This window comes from Bradyrhizobium daqingense (assembly GCF_021044685.1).
In the GTDB taxonomy this organism is placed as follows: Bacteria; Pseudomonadota; Alphaproteobacteria; order Rhizobiales; family Xanthobacteraceae; genus Bradyrhizobium; species Bradyrhizobium daqingense.
In genome coordinates this window covers 520,516-535,520 of sequence record NZ_CP088014.1, presented here as the reverse complement: position 1 = coordinate 535,520, position 15,005 = coordinate 520,516, and the positions used below count along the sequence as shown (strand labels likewise).

16 protein-coding genes are annotated in these 15,005 nt (G+C 64.4%); 4 read left to right on the top strand and 12 right to left on the bottom strand.

Annotation, left to right across the window (positions count from 1 at the left end):
- Positions 1–38: 38 nt before the first annotated feature.
- The 9 genes from LPJ38_RS02490 to soxX form a co-directional block, all read right to left on the bottom strand.
- Positions 39–209 carry a hypothetical protein gene (locus LPJ38_RS02490; protein WP_167520609.1) on the bottom strand — a complete coding sequence of 57 codons (171 nt, stop codon included), beginning with the start codon at positions 207–209 and terminating at the stop codon, positions 39–41.
- A 76-nt stretch (positions 210–285) separates the two neighbouring features.
- Positions 286–1,323 carry an MBL fold metallo-hydrolase gene (locus tag LPJ38_RS02485; protein WP_145638561.1) on the bottom strand — a complete coding sequence of 346 codons (1,038 nt, stop codon included), beginning with the start codon at positions 1,321–1,323 and terminating at the stop codon, positions 286–288.
- A gap of 241 nt (positions 1,324–1,564) precedes the next feature.
- A complete protein-coding gene (locus tag LPJ38_RS02480) occupies positions 1,565–2,023 on the bottom strand; it encodes a DsrE family protein (protein ID WP_145638563.1) in 459 nt (152 codons plus the stop codon).
- Positions 2,020–3,771, bottom strand: coding sequence for a thiosulfohydrolase SoxB (gene soxB / locus LPJ38_RS02475; protein WP_145638565.1), 1,752 nt, complete (start codon positions 3,769–3,771; stop codon positions 2,020–2,022). The genes LPJ38_RS02480 and soxB overlap by 4 nt, the downstream gene beginning before the upstream one ends.
- 154 nt (positions 3,772–3,925) lie before the next feature.
- A complete protein-coding gene (locus tag LPJ38_RS02470) occupies positions 3,926–4,231 on the bottom strand; it encodes a hypothetical protein (RefSeq protein ID WP_145638567.1) in 306 nt (101 codons plus the stop codon).
- On the bottom strand, positions 4,228–5,091 hold the full coding sequence (gene soxA, locus LPJ38_RS02465) for a sulfur oxidation c-type cytochrome SoxA (protein WP_167520610.1): 864 nt from the start codon (positions 5,089–5,091) through the stop codon (positions 4,228–4,230). The genes LPJ38_RS02470 and soxA overlap by 4 nt, the downstream gene beginning before the upstream one ends.
- A complete protein-coding gene (soxZ, locus tag LPJ38_RS02460) occupies positions 5,091–5,402 on the bottom strand; it encodes a thiosulfate oxidation carrier complex protein SoxZ (protein ID WP_145638571.1) in 312 nt (103 codons plus the stop codon). Before soxZ ends, soxA begins: the two co-directional genes overlap by 1 nt.
- A gap of 15 nt (positions 5,403–5,417) precedes the next feature.
- Positions 5,418–5,909, bottom strand: a complete 492-nt coding sequence (soxY, locus tag LPJ38_RS02455; RefSeq protein ID WP_145638574.1) for a thiosulfate oxidation carrier protein SoxY — start codon at positions 5,907–5,909, stop codon at positions 5,418–5,420.
- Positions 5,910–5,934: 25 nt separating this feature from the next.
- A complete protein-coding gene (soxX, locus tag LPJ38_RS02450; protein WP_145638576.1) occupies positions 5,935–6,288 on the bottom strand; it encodes a sulfur oxidation c-type cytochrome SoxX in 354 nt (117 codons plus the stop codon).
- A gap of 260 nt (positions 6,289–6,548) precedes the next feature.
- Between soxX and LPJ38_RS02445 the strand changes: the two genes are divergently transcribed.
- Positions 6,549–7,220, top strand: coding sequence for a DUF938 domain-containing protein (locus tag LPJ38_RS02445; RefSeq protein WP_145638578.1), 672 nt, complete (start codon positions 6,549–6,551; stop codon positions 7,218–7,220).
- 117 nt (positions 7,221–7,337) lie between these two features.
- On the opposite strand, the gene LPJ38_RS02440 is transcribed toward LPJ38_RS02445, so the two are convergent.
- The gene (locus tag LPJ38_RS02440; protein WP_145638580.1) at positions 7,338–9,404 is read right to left on the bottom strand and encodes a prolyl oligopeptidase family serine peptidase; all 2,067 of its coding nucleotides are present in this window, start codon (positions 9,402–9,404) and stop codon (positions 7,338–7,340) included.
- A 195-nt stretch (positions 9,405–9,599) separates the two neighbouring features.
- On the opposite strand from LPJ38_RS02440, the gene LPJ38_RS02435 reads away from it, so the two are divergent.
- Both LPJ38_RS02435 and LPJ38_RS02430 read left to right on the top strand, forming a co-directional pair.
- Positions 9,600–10,847, top strand: a complete 1,248-nt coding sequence (locus tag LPJ38_RS02435; protein WP_167520611.1) for an MFS transporter — start codon at positions 9,600–9,602, stop codon at positions 10,845–10,847.
- Positions 10,848–11,133: 286 nt separating this feature from the next.
- Complete coding sequence (locus tag LPJ38_RS02430) at positions 11,134–12,369, top strand: MFS transporter (RefSeq protein ID WP_145638584.1); 1,236 nt, start codon at positions 11,134–11,136, stop codon at positions 12,367–12,369.
- Positions 12,370–12,498: 129 nt separating this feature from the next.
- Here LPJ38_RS02430 and LPJ38_RS02425 read toward each other — a convergent pair whose 3' ends face one another.
- Together LPJ38_RS02425 and LPJ38_RS02420 are read right to left on the bottom strand one after the other, a co-directional pair.
- Complete coding sequence (locus LPJ38_RS02425; protein WP_145638586.1) at positions 12,499–12,993, bottom strand: VOC family protein; 495 nt, start codon at positions 12,991–12,993, stop codon at positions 12,499–12,501.
- An 89-nt stretch (positions 12,994–13,082) separates the two neighbouring features.
- A complete protein-coding gene (locus LPJ38_RS02420; RefSeq protein WP_145638588.1) occupies positions 13,083–13,628 on the bottom strand; it encodes a carboxymuconolactone decarboxylase family protein in 546 nt (181 codons plus the stop codon).
- A 129-nt stretch (positions 13,629–13,757) separates the two neighbouring features.
- Here LPJ38_RS02420 and LPJ38_RS02415 point away from each other — a divergent pair, with 129 nt between their 5' ends.
- Entirely contained in the window at positions 13,758–14,957 is a 1,200-nt protein-coding gene (locus tag LPJ38_RS02415) for an acyl-CoA dehydrogenase family protein (RefSeq protein ID WP_167520612.1), read from the top strand.
- Positions 14,958–15,005 lie beyond the last annotated feature (48 nt).

Genomic DNA, 15,005 nt, shown 5'->3' with positions numbered 1-15,005 from the left:
TAGGGCAGCAGCGCACCACCAGACTTAACCTTCACGCCTCAAACCGGCTCGTCATCCGGGCCATAGCGATCACGCTTCGGCGTTGCGATGTCGCCGTCTTCGTAATCGTCGTCGTCGATCTCGCGCGGCTGTGGGGGCTTCGTCGTCTTGTCTTCCGCCTTCCTCTCAGGCGCCTTGGGCGGCTCGCTCGGCTTACCGGTCTTGGCCATGGTCATTCCCGGATGGTGATGCTGCATCCGATCCTATCAGGGACATATGTGCAGGACCTGATCTGGCGCAAGCCGTTCAGTGCAGCACCGGCCCGCCCGCCTTTTTCCAGGCGTCGAGGCCGCCGGCGATATGGGCGGTGTTGGACAGGCCGGCCGCCTTGGCGGCAGCCACCGCCATGGCCGAGCGTTCGCCGAAGGCGCAGAAGAACACGACACGGCGGCCGGTGGCGGCTGCGACCTCGCGCAGCATGCCGCCGGGCTTGAGGCTCTCCTCGACGGATTGATAGGGCGTGTGCAGCGCGCCTTCGAGCATGCCGTGCTTCATCCGTTCGTTGCTCTCGCGCAGATCGACCAGCAGGATGTCGGGCCGGCCGAGGATGCGGATCGCCTCGGTCGCGCTGAGCGCGCGGCCCTCTTTCTCGAGCTCCTCCTGATGCAGGCCGACATGCATGTTGGCGGGCACCGCGACGTCCATCATCTTCGGATTGGGCAGCTTCAGATTGGCCATCAGCTCGATATATTCGTCGACCGAGCGCACCTGGAGCCGCGGATTGAAACGCTTCTCCTCGCCGATGGTGGAGACGGTGTCGCCCTTGTAGTCGTGCGCCGGGAAGACCATCGTCTCGTCCGGCAGCTTGAGCAGGCGGTTGAAAATCGACTCGTACTGTGCGCGCGACGAGCCGTTTTGGAAATCGGTGCGGCCGGTGCCGCGGATCAGCAGGGTGTCCCCGGTGAAGACGCGGTCGCCCATCAGGTAGGAATAGGAATCGTCGGTGTGGCCCGGCGTGTACATCACGTCGAGCGACAGGCCTTCGATCGTCACCTTGTCGCCGTCGGCGACCCGCATCGCGACGACGTCGGCCTTAGTCTGGTCGCCCATCACGGTCATGCAATGGGTGCGGTCGCGCAGCTCGCCGAGCCCGGTGACGTGGTCGGCATGCAGATGGGTGTCCACCGCCTTGACCAGCTTGAGGTCGAGCTCGCGCAGCAGCTGGCAGTAGCGATCGACCTTCTCCAGCACGGGATCGAGGATCAGCGCCTCGCCGCCGGGGCGGCTGGCCAGAAGGTAGCTGTAAGTGCCCGAAACGCTGTCGAAGAGCTGTCGAAAGATCATGGCAGAACCCGGCGTGGAACTGATTTCGACGATTCTACTACCATATGGGTCCAGAGGAGAAGTATTTTGCTGCAAGACAAGTAAAATATAGAAGATTGTTGTTGCGCACGGTCGTCGCCCGCGAAGGCGGGCGATCCAGTATTCCAGAGGCCGTCGTGGGATACGGAGGGGCCGCGGCTTACTGGATTCCCCGCTTTCGCGGGGAATGACATCGCGTATGGGCAACGTCGTGCCCCAAACCCTATGGCCGAACCAATGTGTAACCGTTCTGCACCAGGAACAGGATCTGCCCGACCCCGACCTGCACCGGCGTCGCGCCCGGGATGAACTCCGGTCGCTTGCCGGTCTCCCGCTCCACCGTGTCGACCGTGTTGAGGCAGATGTCGAAGCGCACGCCCTGCGCGATCAGGCTCTCGACCTGCTTGCGGCGCTCGCTGCCTGATTGCAACAGGTCGATGCCGGGACCGAACGCCACCACCTCGATTGCGATCTTGTCGGGGTCGTAGGCCTTCAACAGATTGTTGGCGACGCTGAGCACCAGCGCCTGCTTCTTCGCATCGCCATCGGAGAGCTGGAGCACGACCTTGTGCTCGGCAAACGGCTTGTCCTGAAGCGGTACTTGCTGCGCAAGCGCCGGCGGCATCGCCGTCCACGCGAGCAGCGCCAGCAGAAGCGCAGATAAGATCGGCAGCCGCATCATCCCTGTCCTGCAATGCCCGGATTGCCGTCGACGCCTTTCAGCGTGACGCCGGCGCCGAGCCGTTCGGGCATCATCCGACCCGAGCGCAGATATTTTCCGACCACATCCCACACCGGCGCGCCCTGCTGGCCGTTGACCGAGGCCCAGCCCGCGACCTTGTAGCGGTGGTTGGCGGCGAGCGTCTTGCCGTTGCCGAGCTTCAGTTCGGAGATGCGACTGCCGATCGCAGCGTCCGGCGTGCAGGTGTAGCTGAGGCCGCCGGCGCGCACCATGTCGCCACCCTGCTGGTAGTAGGGATCGGCGTTGAAGAGGTTGTCGCAGATGTCCTCCAGCACGTCCTTGATCTGCGCGCCGGTCATCTCCTGCACATAGGTCTCGGGATAGGTGATGGCGGTTTCCGCGAGCAGATCCTCCATGGTCAGCGCCTGGCCCGTCAGCGCGGTGATGCCCCAGCGGAAACCGGGCGACAGCGCGATCTCGGCATCGAGCTCGGTGCGCAGTGCCGTGCAGATCAGCTCGTCGACCGGACCCGAAAAATTGCCGCGGCGGTAGAGCAGGCGGGCGGGCGTTGCGATCTTCTCCGACCAGTCGCTCACGTGCGGTTCGCGCAGCCGGCCGATCAACTCGGCCATGGCAGGGTCCGGCTTCAGCAGCTCGGAAAAGACCGGCAGCAGATGATATTTGACGTCGGTGATCTTGCCCTTGCTGATGGCGAGATCGAGCACGCCAAGAAATTTTCCGTTGGAGCCGGCATTGGTGACGAACGTGGTGCCGCCGGCGTTCCTCACCGGCATCGGCTGCGGTACGGCGTCATGGCTATGGCCGCCCAGGATGACGTCGATGCCGGTGACGCGGCTCGCGAGCTTGAGATCCACGTCCATGCCGTTGTGCGAGAGCAGGATGACGGCATCGACCTTGTCGGTGCCGCGCAGGGCATCGACATGCTTCTGCAATTCCTCCTCGCGGATGCCGAAGGTCCAGTCCGGCGTGAACCGCTTCGGATGGGCGATCGGCACGTAGGGGAAGGCCTGGCCGACGATCGCGATGCGGTGTCCGCCGAGCTCCCTGATAATGGACGGTTTGAAGACGCGACCGCTGGCCTTGTCGAAGGCGGGAGCGTCGTTGAACGCAGCCTCCTCGGTCAGGAAAACGTTCTGCGCCAGGAACTCGCCCTTGAAGCGCTCGAGATTGTCGCGCAGCGCCTGCTCGCCATAGGTGAACTCCCAATGCCCGGTCATCGCCTCGATGCCGAGCAGGTTGGCGACCTCGACCATGTCGCGGCCTTGCGTGACGTTGGCCAACCCCGTGCCCTGCCAGAGATCGCCGCCGTCGAGCAGCAGCGAATGCTTCTCATCGGCATCGCTGCGCAGGCGATCGATCAGCGTCTTCAGATGGGCAAAGCCGCCGAGCTTGCCGAAACGGCCCGCTGATTTCTCGAACTCGAAACAGGTGAAGGCATAGGCATCCGCGCTGTCGGAGCGGATGCCGAAGCGCTCCAGGAATGCCCGCCCGACCAGATGCGGCGGCCGCCCCGCCATCTCGCCGATGCCGATATTGACGCTGGGCTCGCGGAAATAGACTGGATTGAGCTGCGCATGCGTGTCGGTGATGTGCAGGATGCGCGCATTGCCGAAGCGCTCGACGTCGTAGATGCTCGCGGTGTCGGCACTGCGCGCGAGCCGCGGCAATCCGAGCGATGCGGCGGCAACGCCTGCGCTCTTCAGGAAATCGCGGCGGCGGATCGCCATCTCAAATTCTCCGCGCCTCTTCTCGACAACGCAACAGTTCCACAAGCATGATCCAGACCCTAAGGGCCTTTAGCGCAAAATGTGCAGCAGTTTTCCGACAAGATCATGCTCAAAGAGCAATTTGGAGCGCGATTTTCTCGCCCGCTCGGCCAGTTTAGCGGATTTCCATGGCCTTCCAGGCTTCTTTTTCGGACGTCGCCTGGAAGATGGAGGCCTTAGCCAGCGCTTCGGCCTCCTTGGCTGCCGCGGTCGCGCGGTCGAAATCGCCGCCATCGGCGGCCTTCTTTGCCGCCGCCAGCGCCGACACTGTGACGGTCCATTGGTTGCGCATGCCGGCCGCCTCCTTCGCGGCTGCTTCCGCCGCGGCGAAGGCCGCCTTGTAATCCGCTTCGGTGGCTGCGCGTGCCGCTGGCATCAGGCCCAGCGCAAGCAGCATGGCGAGAAGACATGCCCGCGTCATGGCCGTGCTCCGGGTCCCGAGATCGGCAGGCCGTTGGCGACATAGGACAGGAAATATTCGACGTCGCGATATTCGTCCGCCTGCGGCTCCAGCGGAACCGCGCGGGTCTGGCTGTTGCAGGTGACGAAGCGGCGGCTGGTCGTGCCCATGCCGCTCCATTCGGACCGGTAGATCGGCATCGCGTTGACGATGCCCAGCGCCGGCGCCAGGATCTCGGCGCGGATGCGCTCGCCCGGGCTCTGCACATGGCAGCTCGCGCAGGAGAAGTTCATCTGGCCGCGGCGGGTGTAGAAGTAGCGCTTGCCGTTCTCGTACGCCGCGAGCGCGCGGGGATCATCGGGAATCTTGATGTCCATCAGCTTGCCGCGGGAGGTGTAGGCCATGTAGGCGGTGAGTGAGGCCATCTCGTCCTTGACGTAGGAATAGGGCGCCTCGCCATTGGCTTCGCGGCAGCGGTTGAGCGCGAGCTCCAGCGTGACGACCTTGCCTTCCTTCTCGTCGAAATATGGATAGTTCTGGCGGATGCCGATGCCGCCGTTCGGGAAGCAATCGGCGTAGGTCTTGCCGTTCTTGAACGGGGTCGAGAACATCTCCTTGCCGGCCTCGAGCGCGAACTCGTAGGGCGGGAATTCCTCCTTCTCCTGCCACTGCCGCTTCAGATCCTCGTTCATGGAATAAGGACCGTTGACGAAGTCCTCGTGCTTCACATCAGGAAATTTCTGGAAGAAGAAGTTCTGGAACGCCTTGGCGTCGGTGACGGGATCGACCTTGTCGGCCGCGACCACGCGCGGAGAGGTGAGGGCGAACGCGACGAGCGCGGCGCTGAGCGAGCCAAGCAGGAGGACAGATCGGGTCTTCATCACGCGATCTTCGCGGTGGTCGTGTCCGAGCCACCCTTGTTGTCGGTCCAGGAGATCTTGAGCTCGTCGCCCTTCTTGGCACCCTTGAAGCTGAACTTGACGTAGGGGTCCTTGGAGACCGCGGTGCCCCAATTGGCGACGAAGACGTCCTTGCCGTTACATTCGAATTTCAGCTCCTTGATGTAGTGCGCCGGGATCAGCTCGCCGTTGGGATTCTTGACGAGGCCCGTATCCATGGGGTGCTGGATCAGCGCCTGCACCTCGGTGATGTCGCCGTTGGATGTTGCGCGCACGCGAATGCTGGATGCCATGTCGAACTGCCTCGCTTAACCGCCGCAACCGCCGACGGTGACCTTGACCTCTTTGGTCGCGCTGTAGAGCTTGCCGTCGGCTTCGACGATCGCGACCAGTTTGGTGGTCTTGGCCATCTTCAGCCGGTTGGCGACACCCGGAATCGTGCCATCTGCGATCTTGTAGGACGCGGCCAGCGCGAACGGGTTCTCGGCCACGAAGAACGAGATCGAGGTCACCTTGTCGAGCGTCGTCGTCACCGACACCGGAACGACGCCGCCGTTCTCGGCGATCTCCGGCGCATCCAGCTTGACCTTGTCGGAGGGCTCGGCTGTCTTGCCATAGAGCGCCTTGATCGCGTCGGCCTCGCTCTTCTGCTTGAACGCCTCTTCCGGATATTTGTCGTTCGCCGCCGCGCGCGCCGGGCTGGCTGCGAACAGCAGGTTGCCAAGGCCGATCAGCGCGACAGAGGCTGCGCCCTGCAGAATCAGGCGCCGCGTCGGGTGAGGGCCGGTGGTCGTGGTCATCGGAGGTCTCCTGGCGTGCCGGCCGTTACAGAGTCTGCAGGAAATCAACGATCGCGCTGATCTCCTGGTCGGTCAAAATCCGGTTCCGGCCGAACGGCGGCATCATGGTCTGCGGATTGCGCTTGGTCTCGTCGAAGATGATCGCGACCAGCTCGTTGCGGTCGGGATATCTGGCCTTCATGTCCTTCAGTTCCGGTCCGATCGTTCCCGGCAGGTCGCCGCCCTTGATGACATGGCAGGTCAGGCAATTGCCCTTGCTGCGGTCGAAGGCGAGCTTCCGGCCCTCGTCCACCGCGGACTGCGCCTGCGCCGGGCTGGCGAGGCCGGCGGCAATGGTCAGCAGAAGCAGCAGGACGGGTGTCCGGGACAAGGCGGTCAAGGCGTCATTCCCAGCATATGGTGATGTCGCAATCGGTGGAAAATAGACGCGTTCCAAAGCACAAAGGGCATCGCCTGACAATCGCGACTATGCACCGGGCAAAATGGAGTTAATATCTTCCGCATTGCACTTGAAGAGATTATTTGTTCGACCGATTTGGCCCAAGAACAAGTACAAGGGGCGCGGGGCCGGCTGTTTCCGGGGCGTTTTGGCGCTCATCCTGTTTTCAATGCGTTCTCGTTTTTTCAAGGGGACCTCACTTGGCTGAATATGTCCTCGAATTTGGCAGGGACGGCGGGCGGGTCGAGCCGGATGGGCGGCTCGATGCGCCGGCGTTCCATCGCAATCACGAGCCGATCTGGGCGGCGCTGGAGAAACATCTCACGAACGCGACCGGCAACGTGGTCGAGCTCGGTAGCGGAACCGGGCAGCACGTAGTTCATTTCGCCCGCCACACGCCCGGCCTGATCTGGTGGCCGAGCGACCTCAACCAGCGCCACCTCAAGAGCATCGAGGCCTGGCGTGTTCATGCTGGCTTGCCCAACGTCCGCAGTCCCCTCCGCATCGACCTGACCGATTCGGACTGGTGTCCGGAAATGCGAAGCGGGCAGGGGCCGACCAGTCTTGCCGCCGTGTTCTGCGCCAACGTCATCCACATCGCGCCATGGAGCGTGGCCGAGGGTCTGTTCGCCGGCGCCGGCCGCTACTTGCGCGCGGACGGCAAGCTGTTCCTCTACGGCCCCTTCAAACGCGCCGGCAAGCACACCGCGCTCAGCAACGCCGTGTTCGACACGTCCTTGCGGGAAGGCAATCCCGAATGGGGCGTGCGCGACATCAGCGACGTCGAGACGCTTGCGCGCGTGGCGGGCCTCGGATTGGTCGATACGATCGAAATGCCCGCGAACAATCTGACGCTGGTGTTTGCGCGTTAGAAGGTCGTCATGCCCGGGCTTGCCCCGGGCATCCACGTTCTCGGTTCGACACGTCAAGTCGTGGACGGCGGGGTCAGGTCCGGCCATGACGATGTGGAGATGTCCGCGTCCCGCACGCTAATCGCCATCCCTCCACCCGATCCTCTCCTTCAGGAACCGATAGCCCAGCACCTCGAAGCCGGCGCGCTCCTTGTTGTCCTTGCCGTAGCCGTGGCCGCCGGCTTCCGGCTCGTAGAACCAGGCTTCATAGCCCATCGCCTGCAGCTTGGCGGCCATCTTGCGCGCGTGGCCGGGATGGACGCGGTCGTCGCGCCGCGTCGTGGCGATCAGAATCGGCGGATAGGGCTGGCCGGCCTTGACGTTGTGATAGGCCGAATAGGTCTGCAGCCACTCCCAGTCTTCCGGCTTGTCGGGGTCGCCATATTCCGCGATCCAGCTCGCGCCCGCGAGCAGTTTTGTGTAGCGGCGCATGTCGACCAGCGGGATCGTGCAGAACAGCGCGCCGAACCGCTCGGGGTATCGCACCAGCATGTTGGTGATGAGGATGCCGCCGTTCGAGCCGCCTTGGGCTGCGATGCGTCTGGGCTGCGTCACGCCGCGGCGGACGAGATCGGCCGCGACCGCTGCGAAATCGTCGTGCGACAGCTTCTTGCCGGCAAGCCGCCCGGCATCGTGCCAGCGCGTGCCGAACTCGCCGCCGCCGCGCAAATTCGCCTGCACAATGGTGCCGCCGCGCTCCAGCCACAGCTTACCGAGGGAAGCGTTGTAATACGGCTTCACCGAGTGCCCGAAGCCGCCATAGGCGCTCATGTAGATTGGCGCATCGCCGCTCTCGCCCGCAGGGCCGGTCTGGACATAAGGAATGCGCTCGCCGTCGATCGAGATCGCTTCGTGCTGCGTCACCACCAGACCGTCGGCGGTGAACGTCTTCGGCGCCTGCTTCAACACGGTCGGGCTGGCGACGCGGCGCTCGATCAGCAGCAGCGAGGGCGGCGTGAGCGGATCCTGCACATTGGCAAGCAGGTCGCCGTTGCTTTCGGATGGATGGCGATCGAGCGTCCAGACGTCGACGACGCCGATTTGCGGCAGGCCGGGAAGCGTCGCGCGGCTCCAGCCCGCGGCGGATGGCGTGCAGATCTCGAAGCGCGGGCGCAGCTCGTCGAGGATCGACAGCACGAGCTTGCCCGCCGCCCAGAACAGGCCCTGCAAGGCGCGCCGCGGCGTCGGCTCGAACAGCACGGCAAAGTCGCGGCTGCCGCTCAGGAACGCCGAAAGCGAGATGCCAAGCACGGTGTCGGTGGCGTAGGTCCGCCCGCCGGCCATCCAATCCTTGCGGAGCTTGATCGCGAACCAATCGCCATGCGCCTGCATCCAGATGCCGGTCGGCAGGTCGAGCTTGGTCGTGTTACCGGCCGCATCGCGCAGCCAGATCGCATGATTGAAAAAGTCGATCTGGTCGACGATCCAGACCCGCGGTGCTGGACCGGTATCATCAATGCTGCCATAGATCACCATGTGATCGGCAATGGTCTCAGCGATGACCTCAGCCTGATCGACGGGCTGGCCGCGCCGCCACAGCCGAACCGTCCGCGCATATCCCGAACTCGTCGCCATGTCCTCGCCATGAGCGCTCGACAGCAACAGCGTGTCGTCATCGAGCCAGTCGACGCCGCCCTTGGCCTCCGGCAACGTGAAGCCGTCGGCGACGAAGTTCTTCGTAACAAGATCGAATTCCCGCAGCGTCACCGCGTCGCTGCCGCCGCGCGACAGGCTCAAAATGGCGCGCGAGCTTCCCGGCGTGCTGGCGATCCCGCTCAACAGCCAATCCTCGCCTTCGCTCGCCGCGAGCTTGTCGATATCCAGCATGATCTCCCACGCAGGACTGGCTTTGCGAAACTCCGCGAGCGTCGTTCGCCGCCACAAGCCGCGCGGGTTGGCGGCGTCCTTCCAGAGATTGTGCAGGTCACCGCCGCGCCGGCTGACATAGGGAATGTTGTCCGGGCGATCGTAGATCGCGGCAAGCAGATCGCGGTCGTGTTCGTAGGCCTTGCCACCGAACGCCGTGAGCGTCAGCTCATTCTGCCGCGTGACGAAATCGAGCGCCTGTGTGCCTTCGATCTCTTCGAGCCAAAGCCAGGGATCGTCGTCGGGAGCGCTGAGCGTGGGCCTGTCGTCGACGGTCATGGGCAAACTCCGAAAAGCGCGGCGGATAGGATTTGATCGAGCGCAAGCCGTCAAGCGCGCGGCCCGCTATCATGCGTCCGATTGCGTCAGAGGCATGGCCCGCGTCCGTTTGCGCCGGTTGTCCGCCCTTCCGTGCCCCTCCATAGTGCCGGGAATCAATGAGAGCCCCTTGAGCCCCTCGGGGCGGAAATGCCGATGTCAGACGTCACCTCCGCCGCCGAAATCACCGACGATTCGCGCGTGCGCGCCAATGTGGTGCGCCTCGCCGCCGCGCAGGCGCTGACCGGCGCCAACTCGGCCGTGATCTTCGCCACCGGCTCGATCGTCGGCGCGACGCTTGCGCCCGACATGTCGCTCGCGACCGTGCCGCTGTCGATGTACGTGCTGGGGCTCGCCGCCGGCACGTTGCCGACCGGTGCGATCTCGCGCCGCTTCGGCCGCCGCGTCGCCTTCGTCGTCGGCACGGGCCTCGGCATGCTCACCGGTGTTTTGGGTTCGTACGCGATCCTGCACGGCTCGTTCGTGCTGTTCTGCATCGCGACCTTCCTGGGCGGTCTCTACGGCGCGGTCGCGCAATCCTATCGCTTCGCCGCCGCCGACGGCGCCAGCGCGGCCTATCGGCCCAAGGCGGTGTCCTGGGTGATGGCGGGCGGCGTGTTCGCCGGCGTGCTCGGTCCGCAGCTCGTGCAATGGACCATGGACGTCTGGCAGCCTTATCTGTTCGCTTTCAGCTTCCTGGTGCAGGCGGCGGTGGCATTGGTCGCGATGGGCATCGTCGCCGGCGTCGACACGCCAAAACCCGCTCCGGCCGACCTGCATGGCGGACGGCCACTGCTCGACATCGTCACCCAGCCGCGCTTCATCGCGGCCGCGCTGTGCGGTGTCATCTCCTACCCCATGATGAATTTGGTGATGACCTCGGCGCCGCTCGCCATGAAGATGTGCGGCCTGTCCGTCTCCGATTCCAATTTCGGCATTCAATGGCACATCGTCGCCATGTACGGACCGAGCTTCTTCACGGGTGCGCTGATCGCGCGCTTCGGCGCCCCGAAGGTCGTTGGGGCCGGGCTGCTGCTCGAGGCTGGGGCCGCCGGGATCGGCCTGTCCGGAATCACCGCGATGCATTTCTGGGCGACGCTGATCGTGCTCGGCGTGGGCTGGAATTTCTCCTTCATCGGCGCTTCCGCCCTGGTGCTGGAGACGCACCGTCCGCAGGAGCGCAACAAGGTGCAGGCCTTCAATGATTTCCTGGTGTTCGGCATGATGGCGATCGGCTCGTTCTCCTCCGGCCAGTTGCTTGCCAATTACGGCTGGTCGGCGGTGAACATGGTGGTGTTTCCGCCCGTCGTGCTCGGCCTTGCCGTGCTCTCGCTGGCGTCGTGGGCCCGCCGCCGCAAGGCTCGCCTGGACGCGGCGATGGGCGAGTTCCCGGATGCGATCTGACGCATGATCCGGACCCGAAGGGCCGCGCTAGCGCAAAGTGTGCAGCGGTTTTCCGACAAGATCATGCTCGACAAGTTGGCAGGAGGCTGTCAGCAACGTTGATGCTTCGACCGCGGTCGAAGTGATTTTCGGGTGAGGGCTATTTAGATGTCGTCATGGCCGGGCTTGTCCCGGCCATCCATGTCTTGAACGCGCGGATCGAAGAACGTGGATGCCCGGGCATTGGCGAGCGGAAGCGACGCCGTCCTTCGGACGGCTATGCCCAGCCATCACGGAGTAAGGCGGCATGCTCGATAATCCTCAACATTCCACGATCGACGAAACCTCCCTCCGCTATGAAGGCTGGCGCATCGTCGCGGTCTGCTTCCTGCTGGCGACCTTCGGCTGGGGGCTCGGCTTCTACGGGCAGAGCGTCTATGTCGCCGAGCTCCAGCGCGCCCGGGGTTGGCCCACCTCGCTGATCTCCGCAGGCACCACGTTCTTCTACCTGTTTGGCGCGCTGCTGGTCGTGTTCGTCGGCGAAGCCGTGCGGAAGTACGGCCCGCGCCTCAGCCTGATCGCCGGCACGCTGGCGATGGCCGCGGCCGCGATCGCGATCGGCGCGGTGCGCGAGCCCTGGCAGCTCTATCTCGCCAATGCCGTACTCGCCTTCGGCTGGGCCGGCACCAGTCTCGCCATGATCACCAACACGATCAGCCTGTGGTTCGACACCAAGCGCGGCATGGCGATCAGCCTCGCGCTGAACGGCGCCAGTTTCGGCGGCATCGTCGGCGTGCCGCTGCTGGTGATGCTGATCAGCCATATCGGCTTCGCCAGCGCGATGTACGCCACGGCCGGCGCCATGCTGGTGCTATTGCTGCCCGTGATCCTCATTTTGGTCGGCCGCCCGCCTGATCTTCACGGCTGGCACGCGGCGACGAAGGGGAAGCCGCAATCGTCGACGCAGATCCGCGCCTGGGCGCTGCGGGATGTCGGTTTCTTGACGGTGACAATTGCGTTTGCCTTGGTGCTGTTCGCCCAGGTCGGCTTCATCGTGCACCTGATCTCGTTCCTCGACCCCGTGATCGGCCGCGAGCCTGCAGCCGTGGCCGTGGCGGTGCTGACGGCAATGGCGGTGGTCGGCCGGGTGCTGTTCTCGCTGGTGATCGACCGCCTCAATCAGCGGCTGGCCTCGGCGCTGTCGTTCCTCAGCCAGGCGGTGGCACTTCTCGTCGTCATCAATCTGCACAATGACTACGTGCTGATCGCCGCCTGTGCCCTGTTCGGCTTCTCGGTCGGCAACCTCATCACGCTGCCGTCGCTGATCGTGCAGCGCGAGTTCGACAGCGCCTCGTTCGGCGTGCTGATCAGCCTCAACACCGCGATCAACCAGGTGACCTACGCATTCGGCCCGGGCGTCGTTGGGGCTTTGCGTGATTGGTCCGGCGGCTATTCGCTGCCGTTCTATCTCTGCATCGCGCTGGAGGTGATCGCAGCCGCACTAATCATGGTGCGCGGCAAGCCGCGAGCAACGCTCTCGTAGGGTCGCGATGGCGCCTCAGCACACTCCGTCATTGCGAGGAGCTCTTGCGACGAAGCAATCCAGACTGTCTCCGTGGTTGGCAGCCTGGATTGCTTCGCTGCGCTCGCAATGACGAGGAGAGAGCGCGGCTCACTCCTCCCGCTGCTTCAACAACGCCTCCACATCCAGCCGCTTCGTGAACATCGCAAGCTTCCCATCCGGCCCGAACGGCCATTGCTCCCGCGGCTTATCCCAATACAATTCGACGCCGTTCTGATCCGGGTCGCGCAAGTACAGCGCCTCGCTGACGCCGTGATCACTCGCCCCATCCAGCGCGATGCCCGCCGTGAGCACCCGGTGCAGAGCGTCCGCCAGCGCCGGCCGCGTCGGATAGAGGATCGCGGTGTGAAATAGTCCTGTCGTGCCGGGCGGTGGCGGCGAGCCGCCCTTGCTTTCCCAGGTGTTGAGCCCGATGTGGTGATGATAGCCGCCGGCCGCGATGAAGGCCGCGCCCGAGCCCATCCGCTGCATCAGCTCGAAGCCGAGCACGCCGCAATAGAAGCCGAGTGCGCGATCGAGATCGGCGACCTTGAGATGGACGTGGCCGATTCGGGTGCCGGCATGGACGGGCTGGTGTTGCGACATGTGAATGCTCCGTTGCTGAGCTCCACATATGGAGGATCCCGCGACGTTGCCATCGCCCATCCCGAAACCCATCGTTTCCGGATGGGAAACTAGGCCAGCTCCGACACTTCTCCCTCGGGAAGTCCGAACTCGAACGTGTTCAGCGTCATCGACACCAGCGTGTAATAGCCGCACAGCCCGATCACCTCGACCACGCCGCGCTCGCTGAGCAGCTTTACGGCCTCGTCGTAGAGACCTTTCTCGACGCCGTGGCCCTCATGCAGCGACTTCGCGAGATCGTGGATCATCTTCCCCTTGGGATCCTCGAACTCGGGCGTGCGGCGCTCGCGGATCGCCTCGATGATTCCGGGGTCCATGCCGCCGGCGAGCGCGAGGCGCTTATGCGCATACCATTCGTAGTGCGCGGTCCAGTGCCGCGCCGTCACCAGGATCGCGATCTCCGAAAGCTTGGCGGGAAACATCGTGTCGAAGCGCAGGACCTCGCCGAGCCGCGTGGCGTGACGCGCCATCTCCGGGCTGTTGAGCCAGGCCATCATCGGCGCCGGCGGCTTGCCGCGCTTGCCGGCGATGGACTCATCATAGGTCTGCCGCTGGCTCTCGTTCATTTCGCCAGGCGAAAGAAGTGTCAGGCGCATGGTCGTTTCCTCTTTGTTTTCAAGCACCGTCGTCGCGGCGACTATAACCGAATGCGGCGCGCGGAAGTGGTTGAATTCCGCGGGAGCTTGGCCCAGAGTCGCCGCCAAACTTTGGTGATGGAAACGACCATGAGCGAAACTGAAAACGCCGAGCTCGAATCATTCCGCAACGAGACGCGTGCCTGGCTGGAAGCCAATTGCCCGCCGGAGATGCGCAAGCCCGCCACGTCGGATGCCGACGTCTATTGGGGCGGACGCAATGCGAAATTCTCGTCCGAGCCGCAGCGCATCTGGTTCGAGCGCATGCGCGACAAGGGCTGGACCGTGCCGGATTGGCCTAGGGAATATGGCGGCGGCGGCCTCAGCGCCGCGGAGCACAAGGTGCTGCGCGGGGAGATGGCGAGGATCGGCGCGCGTCCTCCGCTGTCGAGCTTCGGCATCTGGATGCTAGGGCCGGCGCTGTTGAAATACGGCAACGAGGCCCAGAAGAAGGAGCATCTGCCGAAGATCGCCGCGGGCGAGATCCGCTGGTGCCAGGGCTATTCCGAGCCGAATGCCGGCTCCGATCTCGCTTCGCTCCAGACCCGCGCCGAGAGCGACGGCGACGACTTCATCATCACCGGCCAGAAGATCTGGACGAGTTACGCCAATTACGCCGACTGGATCTTCTGCCTCGTGCGCACCGATCCTGCCGCCAAGAAGCACGACGGCATCAGCTTCATCCTGTTCGACATGACCTCGAAGGGCGTCTCGACCAAGCCGATCCTGTTGATCTCCGGCTATTCGCCGTTCTGCGAAACCTTCTTCGACGGCGTCCGCGTGCCGAAATCGCATGTGGTCGGCACGGTCAATCGCGGCTGGGACGTCGCAAAATATCTGCTCCAGCACGAGCGCGCGATGATCTCCGGCATGGGCGAGCGCGGCGTCGGCCGGCCGCTCGGCCAGATCGCCGCCGATTCCGTCGGTACCGACCCGCAAGGTAAGCTCGATGATACCATGCTGCGCGGCCAGATCGCGCGCTTCGACGTCGATGAAGCTGCACTCGCTGCCTGCGCCGAGCGTGCGGTCGACCTCGCCAAGGCCGGCCAGGCCCATCCGGCGTTCTCCTCGGCGATGAAATATTACGGCACCGAGCTCAACAAGCGCCGTCACGAGATCCTGATGTCGGCCGGCGGCGTCGATGCGCTGGAATGGGAGAGCGAGCGCTCCAAGCAGGGTGCTCGCGCGCGCGCCTGGCTGCGCACCAAGGCCAACTCGATCGAGGGCGGCACGAGCGAGGTGATGCTCGGCATCGTCGCCAAGCGTATCCTGGATCTGCCGGGGGCGTAACTCCACCGTCGTTCCGGGGCACGCGATAGCGCGAACTACGGTGCGCAG

What these genes read in the sequence shown, in the direction of transcription:
- LPJ38_RS02490 (WP_167520609.1), bottom strand. Translation starts at nt 209, where the DNA reads ATGGCCAAGACCGGTAAGCCGAGCGAGCCGCCCAAGGCGCCTGAGAGG.
- LPJ38_RS02485 (WP_145638561.1), bottom strand. Translation starts at nt 1,323, where the DNA reads ATGATCTTTCGACAGCTCTTCGACAGCGTTTCGGGCACTTACAGCTAC.
- LPJ38_RS02480 (WP_145638563.1), bottom strand. Translation starts at nt 2,023, where the DNA reads ATGATGCGGCTGCCGATCTTATCTGCGCTTCTGCTGGCGCTGCTCGCG.
- soxB (WP_145638565.1), bottom strand. Translation starts at nt 3,771, where the DNA reads ATGGCGATCCGCCGCCGCGATTTCCTGAAGAGCGCAGGCGTTGCCGCC.
- LPJ38_RS02470 (WP_145638567.1), bottom strand. Translation starts at nt 4,231, where the DNA reads ATGACGCGGGCATGTCTTCTCGCCATGCTGCTTGCGCTGGGCCTGATG.
- soxA (WP_167520610.1), bottom strand. Translation starts at nt 5,091, where the DNA reads ATGAAGACCCGATCTGTCCTCCTGCTTGGCTCGCTCAGCGCCGCGCTC.
- soxZ (WP_145638571.1), bottom strand. Translation starts at nt 5,402, where the DNA reads ATGGCATCCAGCATTCGCGTGCGCGCAACATCCAACGGCGACATCACC.
- soxY (WP_145638574.1), bottom strand. Translation starts at nt 5,909, where the DNA reads ATGACCACGACCACCGGCCCTCACCCGACGCGGCGCCTGATTCTGCAG.
- LPJ38_RS02440 (WP_145638580.1), bottom strand. Translation starts at nt 9,404, where the DNA reads ATGACCGTCGACGACAGGCCCACGCTCAGCGCTCCCGACGACGATCCC.
- LPJ38_RS02435 (WP_167520611.1), top strand. Translation starts at nt 9,600, where the DNA reads ATGTCAGACGTCACCTCCGCCGCCGAAATCACCGACGATTCGCGCGTG.
- LPJ38_RS02430 (WP_145638584.1), top strand. Translation starts at nt 11,134, where the DNA reads ATGCTCGATAATCCTCAACATTCCACGATCGACGAAACCTCCCTCCGC.
- LPJ38_RS02425 (WP_145638586.1), bottom strand. Translation starts at nt 12,993, where the DNA reads ATGTCGCAACACCAGCCCGTCCATGCCGGCACCCGAATCGGCCACGTC.
- LPJ38_RS02420 (WP_145638588.1), bottom strand. Translation starts at nt 13,628, where the DNA reads ATGCGCCTGACACTTCTTTCGCCTGGCGAAATGAACGAGAGCCAGCGG.
- LPJ38_RS02415 (WP_167520612.1), top strand. Translation starts at nt 13,758, where the DNA reads ATGAGCGAAACTGAAAACGCCGAGCTCGAATCATTCCGCAACGAGACG.